6 protein-coding genes are annotated in these 7684 nt (G+C 69.1%); all 6 read left to right on the top strand.

What is annotated here, in order from left to right:
• A partial coding sequence (locus FMP39_RS36430; protein ID WP_228558638.1) for a site-specific recombinase occupies positions 1-2114 on the top strand: 2114 nt, incomplete at its 5' end.
• Between the two features lie 112 nt (positions 2115-2226).
• Positions 2227-4911 carry an RND family transporter gene (locus FMP39_RS36425; protein ID WP_141594543.1) on the top strand — a complete coding sequence of 895 codons (2685 nt, stop codon included), beginning with the start codon at positions 2227-2229 and terminating at the stop codon, positions 4909-4911.
• Between the two features lie 69 nt (positions 4912-4980).
• Entirely contained in the window at positions 4981-5577 is a 597-nt protein-coding gene (locus FMP39_RS36420) for an MXAN_6521/LA_1396 family lipoprotein (RefSeq protein ID WP_011556452.1), read from the top strand.
• An 11-nt stretch (positions 5578-5588) separates the two neighbouring features.
• A complete protein-coding gene (locus FMP39_RS36415) occupies positions 5589-6083 on the top strand; it encodes an MgtC/SapB family protein (protein ID WP_141594542.1) in 495 nt (164 codons plus the stop codon).
• A 162-nt stretch (positions 6084-6245) separates the two neighbouring features.
• Positions 6246-6410 (top strand): 50S ribosomal protein L33, encoded by a 165-nt coding sequence (gene rpmG, locus FMP39_RS36410; protein ID WP_011556454.1) that lies wholly within the window; start codon positions 6246-6248, stop codon positions 6408-6410.
• Positions 6407-7654: a zinc metallochaperone GTPase ZigA gene (gene zigA / locus FMP39_RS36405; RefSeq protein WP_141594541.1), complete on the top strand. Its 1248-nt coding sequence runs from the start codon at positions 6407-6409 to the stop codon at positions 7652-7654. Before rpmG ends, zigA begins: the two co-directional genes overlap by 4 nt.
• Positions 7655-7684 lie beyond the last annotated feature (30 nt).

Raw genomic sequence — 7684 nt, 5'->3', positions numbered from 1 at the left:
CCCCCGCCCCCAGGCAGCAGCCCTCCGCCCGCGAAGTGGACGCGTTCTGCATGCAGTACGCGCCCCGGGCACCGGGCCACTCCGCCGTGCGGGATTTGTACCGGTTGCTGTGCAACGTGCCCGAGGGCAGCCTGGAGGACCGGCTCCAGTGGGTGGAGCGCTGGATGCAGTGGCTGCGCGAGCGCATCCCCGCCCACGCGCTGGTGGACGCCTCCGAACCCGAGGCCTCCGCCGCCGACAGCCGGCTGGCCCTGATGGTGCGCGTGCTCGAAGGCGAGCCCGCCATGCGCGCCGCCCTCACGCGGCTGGTGGCCACCGTGTTCGAGGGCAGCCGGGGCCTCAAGCTCTTCGCCCAGGTGGGGCTGCCCGCCGGCCAGGGCTTCTTCGCGGAGGCGTCGGACCGGCTCGCCCGTTCGCTGCTGCCCGCCCCTCCGGAGCCCGGCAAGCTGTCGGAGCTGCTGCTGCGCCTGTGCCCGAACCCGGACGACGCGGACTGGCTGGCACGGCTGTCCCCCGCGCGGCTCGCGCAGCTCGCGGCGCTGGTGGGCGAACCCGCGTCGCCAGAGCCCAAGCCCGCCGCCCGCGTGCGCGCGGATTTGATGGACGCGCTGCTGCTGCTGGCGGTGCAGGTGGCGGCCCTGGGCATGGCCGAGGACGTGCGCGACCGCAGCCCGGAGACGTCCTTCCGCGCCTCGCCCTTCCTGCGGATGCGGCTGGTCTGTGACGCGGTCCTGGCGCGCGACGCGGCGGCGGACACGCTGCGGGATTTATCGCAATGCGTGGCCGACTGCCGCCAGGTGGTGGGCAGCGTGTCACGCCACCTGGAGGACTCGGGCGTCAGCGTGGACCTGGTGTACCGGCTGGAGCGCATCCGCCGGGGCCTGGAGCGCATGGAGGCCATTGCCCGCGTGCTGGGGGCCACTCGGGGCGAAGCGCGCTGGCGCGAGGCCATGACGCTGGTGTCGGACCTGCTGCGGCGCGCGCACGCGGACCGCTCCGTGGTGGAGCTGGTGAAGCGCAACATGCGGATGCTGGCGCGCAAAATCATCGAACGCGCGGGGCACTCCGGCGAGCACTACATCACCAGCACCCGCGAGGGCTTCCACGCGATGGTGCACTCCGCGGCGGGCGGCGGGCTCGTCACGGCGATGGCGGTGGCCGCCAAGATGCTCCTGTCGGGCCTGATGCTGGCGCCCTTCTTCTCCTTCCTCGCCGTGGGCCTCAACTACGCCCTGGCCTTCCTCCTCATCCAAGCGATGGGCTTCACCCTGGCGACCAAGCAGCCGTCCGTGACGGCGGCCACGCTGGCGGGCGCGGTGGGAGAAGGTGCCCGGGGGGAGCGGCTGGCGAGCCTGGTGGAGCTCATCCCGCGAATCACCCGCTCCCAGCTGGCGGCCTTCATGGGCAACCTGGGCGTGGTGGCCCCCGCGGCCATCGTGTTCGCGCTGGGATACCAGCTCATCACCGGCAACACCTTCCTGAGCCCGGCCAAGGCCCAGGCCACGGTGGCCTCGCTGCACCCGTGGAAGAGCGGCACGCTGATATTCGCCGCCATGACGGGCGTCATGCTGTGGATGAGCAGCGTGGCGGGCGGTTGGCTGGAGAACTTCGTGGTGTACCGGCGGCTGCCCGAGGCGCTGGCCCACCACCGCGTGCTGCGGCGACTCCTGGGGGAGGCGCGCGCCCGGCGGCTGGCGGACACCTTCCAGCACGCGGCCTCCGGCCTGGGGGCCAACGTGACGCTGGGCTTCCTGCTGGCCCTGGGGCCGTTGGTGGGCGGCTTCTTCGGCCTGACGCTGGACGTGCGCCACGTCACCTTCGTGCTCGGCTCGCTCTCCCTGGCGGGCACGGCGATGGGCCCCGGCGCGGTGCTCCAGCCGGAGTTCCTGGCCGCGCTGGCGGGCATGGCCCTCACCGGCCTCATCAACTTCGGGGTGTCCTTCTCGCTGGCGCTGGGGGTGGCTGTCCGCGCCCGCGACGTCCCGGCCCGCGAGGCCCTTCCCTTCCTGCGCGCCGTGCTCTCGCACCTGGTGAAGCACCCGCGCTCGTTCCTTTTGCCTCCCAAGGAACCGGAAAACGACGTGCTGCGGGTCACCGCGCCGCCCGCCCACTGAGGGCGGGTCCTGGGGCGCCCCGCCATGACCCGGGCGTCCGTGGCAGGGCAGCGACCTGGCGGCCGGGCTTTGCCTTTCGGGTCAGGGCGTTTGCCAGTAGGGTCGCCGCCGCATGAGCGGCGATAGAAATCCGAACTCCCACTCCCGTTTCGCCCAAGCCTTCGCCGGACTGCTGGTCCGCAGGCCCGGGGCGGTCCTCCTCGTGATGCTGGCCCTGCTGGCCGTGTCGCTGTGGGGGACGTCGAAGCTGCACATCAACTCCAACCAGCTCGACCTCATCTCCCAGGACCTGGAAGAGGTGAAGGACGTCAAGCAGGTCATCGACATGGTGGGCGGCAGCGGCTTCCTCATGGTCGCCCTGCGCTCGGAGGACGAGGCCGCGCTCAAGCGCACCGCCGACGACCTCGCGAAAATCATGCAGGACGACAAGGAGAACGTCCGCAACGTCTCCTACAAGCTGCCCGTCGAGTTCATCCAGCAGAACATGGTCCTCTTCGTGAAGACGGAGGACCTGGTCGAGGGCAAGCGCCGCATCATGGCGTTCCTGCGCGACAAGCTGAAGCGCAGCAACCCGTTCTTCATCGACCTGGGCGGCTCCAAGCCCGTCGAGCTCGACATGCAGGACCTGGTCGACAAGTACTCCTCCATTGGCAAGAAGAGCATCCGCGACGACTACAACATCTCCAACGACAAGAAGATGTTGATGCTGCTCGTCAAGCCGATGTGGGACAACACCGAAATCGGCAAGACGAAGGACTACCTCGAGCGGCTCAAGGGCCAGATTGACGCGTACTCCGCGCAGCCGGGCAAGGTGAAGCTGGTGGAGGACTACCAGCTGATGGGTGATGGAAAGACCATCGCCTACGGCTTCACTGGTTCCTACAAGACGACGGTGGATGACTCCTTCGCGATTGAAGAGTCGCTGGAGCCGGTGACGCTCATCGCCCTGGGCTCCATCTTCCTCATCACCATCATCTTCTTCCGCAAGCTGGCGCCGACCTTCCTGGTCGTCATCGGCACGGTGGTGGGCACGATTTATACGCTCGGGTTCACCTACGCGACGGTGGGCGAGCTGAACATGATTACGTCCATCCTGGGCGGCATCCTGCTCGGCTTCGGCATCGACTACGGCATCCACTTCATCTTCCGCACCCGGCTGGAGCTGGGCATGGGCAAGCCGTACGACGTGGCCATCCGGGACGCGGTGATGAACGCGGGCCGCCCGGCCGCGGTGGCCGCGGTGGTGACGGCGGGCTCCTTCTTCGTGCTGATGGTCAGCGAGTTCCGCGGCTTCAGCCAGTTCGGCTTCCTGGCCGGCGCGGGCACGCTCATCCTGGGCCTGACGCTGTTCTGCTGGAGCGCGGCGATTCTGGCGCTGGCCGGCCGCCTCAACCCGGAGCTGCCCCAGAAGCTCATCGGCGTGATGAAGCCGCCTCCCACCAACTCCGTCACCACGGGCAAGGAGCTGCGCATCCCCAAGCCGAAGATGGTGCTGGGCATCAGCACGGCCATCGTCGCGCTCATCTGCGCCGCCGCGGTTCCCTGGGCCGGTTCGGAGGAGCCGCCCAAGGGCGTGGAGCTGGGCTTCTTCGAGCGCCTCAAGTACGGCGTGAGCTTCAACTACAACACCCGCGCGCTCATCCCCGACGGCATGTCGTCCGTGCTGCTCCAGGACGAAATCAACGAGCGCTTCAACATCTCCAGCGACCCGATGGCCATCTACACCAAGGACCTGGACGAGGCCGAAGGTGTCTACCGGGAGCTGACGCAGAACGCGCACAACTACCCCTCCATCGACCAGGTGGTGAGCATCTTCACCTTCGTGCCCCCGGCGGAGACGGCCGCGGCCAACGCCAAGGTGCTGGAGGAGTGGAAGGCGGAGATGCAGCAGTTGGAGGATGAGGGCTTCTCCGTCGCCGCGCTGCCGCCGGAGATGCAGGCCAACGCGGACTTCTTCAAGAAGGTGCTGGACGCCAAGCCCTTTGACGTCCACGGCGTCCCGGCCAACTACACCGCGCAGTTCCGCAACCTGCCCTCCGCGAAGCCGGAGAACCACGGCTACCTCACGTACATCTACGCGAGCGTGGACCTGATGGACGGCCAGAAGATGCTGAAGTTCTCCGACGAGACGAAGGTCATCAAGGCCACGTACACGCCGGGCAGGTTCGACCAGGACGCGTGGGACCCCAAGGCCCCCACGGTGGAGAAGGAGTTCCGCGCCGCGGGCGCCACGCAGCTCTACGCGCGGCTGGCGCGCATCGTCCTCTGGGACGGCAAGGTCACCGTGGTGCTCACCGCGCTCTGGATTCTGGCCATGCACTTCCTGGACTTCCGCAACGTGAAGCTGGCGCTGGCGTCCGTGATTCCGCTCGGCGTGGGCGTGGCGATGATGCTGGGCATCATGGCGCTGACGGGGCTGCGCCTGAACTTCATGAACATCATCATCCTGCCCATCCTCCTGGGCTTCGGGGTGAGTCACGGCCTCTACCTGCTCCATCGCTTCCTGGAGGGCACCTCCCCCCTGGTGGCCCTGCGCAGCGTGGGCGCGGCCGTCGCGTCCTCCACGCTCACGGCGGTGGTGGCCTTCGCGGCGCTGCTGGCCGCGGCCCACAACGGCCTGCGCTCCATGGGTCTGGTAGCGTGCATTGGCCTCATCACCACGCTGGTGGTGTCCTTCACGGTGCTGGCCGCGGTGATGCAGCTCATGTACGACCGGCGTCAGCGCGAGTCGGGCGCGTCCTCCGGTGAGGGCGGCTCGACTGGCGGCGGCAAGGACTCCGAGCCGAAGGCGGCCTGAGCCGTCTGGCCCGGGCGTGCACCTGAAGGAGGCCCCCTTCCCGCGGAAGGGGGCCGGGAGAGGGACATCATGATGAAGCGACTGTTGCCCGTGCTCGGGCTGGGCCTGCTGTCCGGATGCTCCGCGGTGAAGAATCAGCGGCTGCGCAGTGACTACGACACGGTGGACAAGCACCAGGTGAAGCGCCTGGTGGTGGTGACGCAGCCGCTGCCCGACGGCAAGGTCGCCGTGGGCGAGCTGTGGAGCCTCATCGCCCGCCAGTGGGTGAACCAGAACCGCGACTTCCTGGTGAAGGAGAGCGCGGCGCTGCCCGACGTGCCCACGGACGCCACGTTCAAGACGCTGTGCGTGGAGGGCCTGGAGGGCGTGCTCTGGCTGTCCCCGCAGATTCAGCTCCGGGGCAGCGGCGCGGAGGCCGCGGTGAGCGCGAAGCTGGTGCGCTGCCGCGACGGTGAAGAGGTCTGGTCCGCCGACGCCGCCGGGAGCTGGAACTCCAAAGACGAGGACTACGAGCAGCGCGTGGGCCAGTACGTCCAGGAGCTGGGTGAAGAAGTGGCGCCCTACGTGGTGCCGTCCAGCAAGCTGCTGACGGCCACGCTGGCCACCTTGCCCAATCCCGAACTGAGCGAAGCGGACAAGGACGAGAAAATCGAGCTGGGTGAGTAGGCTCCCCGTTCGTGGATGAGCAGATTGTCGCGCTGAGATTGGCCCTGGCCGCCCTGCTGGGGGGCGTGCTGGGCCTGGAGCGTGAGGTGCGCGGCCAGGCGGCCGGGCTGCGCACCCACATCCTCGTCTCCCTGGGCGCGTGCTGCTTCACGCTGGCCAGCGTCTTCATCGAAGTCGCGTTGGGCCCTGACACCCCCGAAGGTACCCGGGGCGACATCAGCCGCATCGCCAGCCAGGTGGTGGTGGGCATCGGCTTCCTGGGCGCGGGCGTCATCCTGCGCCACAACGGACAGGTGAAGGGCCTGACGACGGCGGCCAACCTCTGGCTCACCGCGTCCGTGGGCCTGGCCGCCGGCCTGGGCTTCTACTTCGCCGCCGTCACCACCATGACCATTGCCCTGCTGTGCCTTGCGGGCCTGCGTCCCCTGGAGCGCGCCATCCGGCGCTACCGGAAGCGGCTCAGTACGACTCGCGCCCCGGACGCGGACGAAGACGCCGAGGCCTAGCGGCGCGCGCTCCCCGGACGTCCGGCCCGCGCAGTTGCTTGCGCCGTAAACGCAACCCAGATACAACAACACCCAACACATCAACACCGCCATCCCGGCGTGACTCCGCGGCAGCGCATCGTCGCGGCATGCCCTGTCATGTCCGCGCGGCCGGAGCCCACCATGCCCAAGGGAAACCGCACCATCATCCATCTCGTGTCGTCGGCGGGGACTGGCTACGTCTACACAACGACGAAGAACAAGCGGAAGTCGCAGGAGAAGCTCCAGCTCAGGAAGTACGACCCGCGCGTGCGCAAGCATGTGCTGTTCGTAGAGGGCAAGCCATGACGGCGCCCGCGGCCACGGCCCGGCTGCCGGTGACGGTGCTCTCCGGCTTCCTGGGGGCGGGCAAGACGACGCTGCTCAACCACATCCTCCAGAACCGGGAGGGCCTGCGGGTGGCGGTCATCGTCAACGACATGAGCGAGGTGAACATCGACGGCCGGCTGGTGAAGACGGGCGGCGGCGCGCTGAGCCGGGTGGACGAGAAGCTGGTGGAGCTGTCCAACGGCTGCATCTGCTGCACGCTGCGCGAGGACCTGCTGTTGGAGGTCTCCCGGCTCGCCCGGGAGGGCCGCTTCGACTACCTGCTCATCGAATCCACCGGCATCTCCGAGCCGCTGCCCGTCGCGGAGACATTCACCTTCACGGACGAGCAGGGCCAGGGCCTGTCGGACGTCGCGCGGCTGGACACGCTCGTCACGGTGGTGGACGCCCTCAACTTCCTGCGGGACTGGAGCGCCGCGGATGACCTCGCCGCGCGTGGACTGGCCGCGGCGGACGAGGACGAGCGCACCGTGGTGGACCTGCTGGTGGAGCAGGTGGAGTTCGCGGACGTGCTCGTCCTCAACAAGACGGACCTCGTCCCGGCGGAGGAGCTGGCCCGGCTGAAGGACATCCTGCGCAAGCTCAACCCGGACGCGCACCTCGTCACCTCCGAGCGGGGCCGCGTGCCGCCCTCCGCCGTGCTCAACACCGGCCGCTTCGACTTCGAACGCGCGCGGCGCGCCCCGGGCTGGCTCAAGGAGCTGCGGGGCGAACACACGCCGGAGACGGAGACCTACGGCATCCGCAGCTTCGTCTTCCGCAGCCGCGTGCCCTTCCACCCCGCTCGGCTGTGGGACTTCATCCACGAGAGCTGGAAGGGCGTGCTGCGCTCCAAGGGCTTCTTCTGGCTCGCCACGCGGATGGACATCGCGGGCGTCTGGGCCCAGGCGGGCGGCGCCTGCAGCTTCGAGCCCGGCGGCGTGTGGTGGGACGCGATGCCCCGCGCCGAGTGGCCGGAGGATGCCCAGGCGCGCGTCGACATCGAGCGCGAGTGCGTGGGCCCACATGGCGACCGGCGGCAGGAAATCGTCTTCATCACCCAGGACGCGGACCATGAGGAGATGGCCCGGCTGCTGGAGGCCTGTCTACTCACGCCGGAGGAGCTGGCGCGCGGTCCCCAACACTGGGCGCGTCTGGAGGACCCGTTCCCCGAATGGCAGGTGCAGCGGACGGACGCGCCCGATGAGGCCGAGGAGCACGCCTGATGCAGCCCGCCCTCCGCCCCCTCGCCGCTC

Source organism: Myxococcus sp. AB056, from assembly GCF_006547365.1.
Taxonomy (GTDB): Bacteria; Myxococcota; Myxococcia; order Myxococcales; family Myxococcaceae; genus Myxococcus; species Myxococcus virescens.
This window is presented reverse-complemented; position numbering and strand designations above follow the sequence as displayed.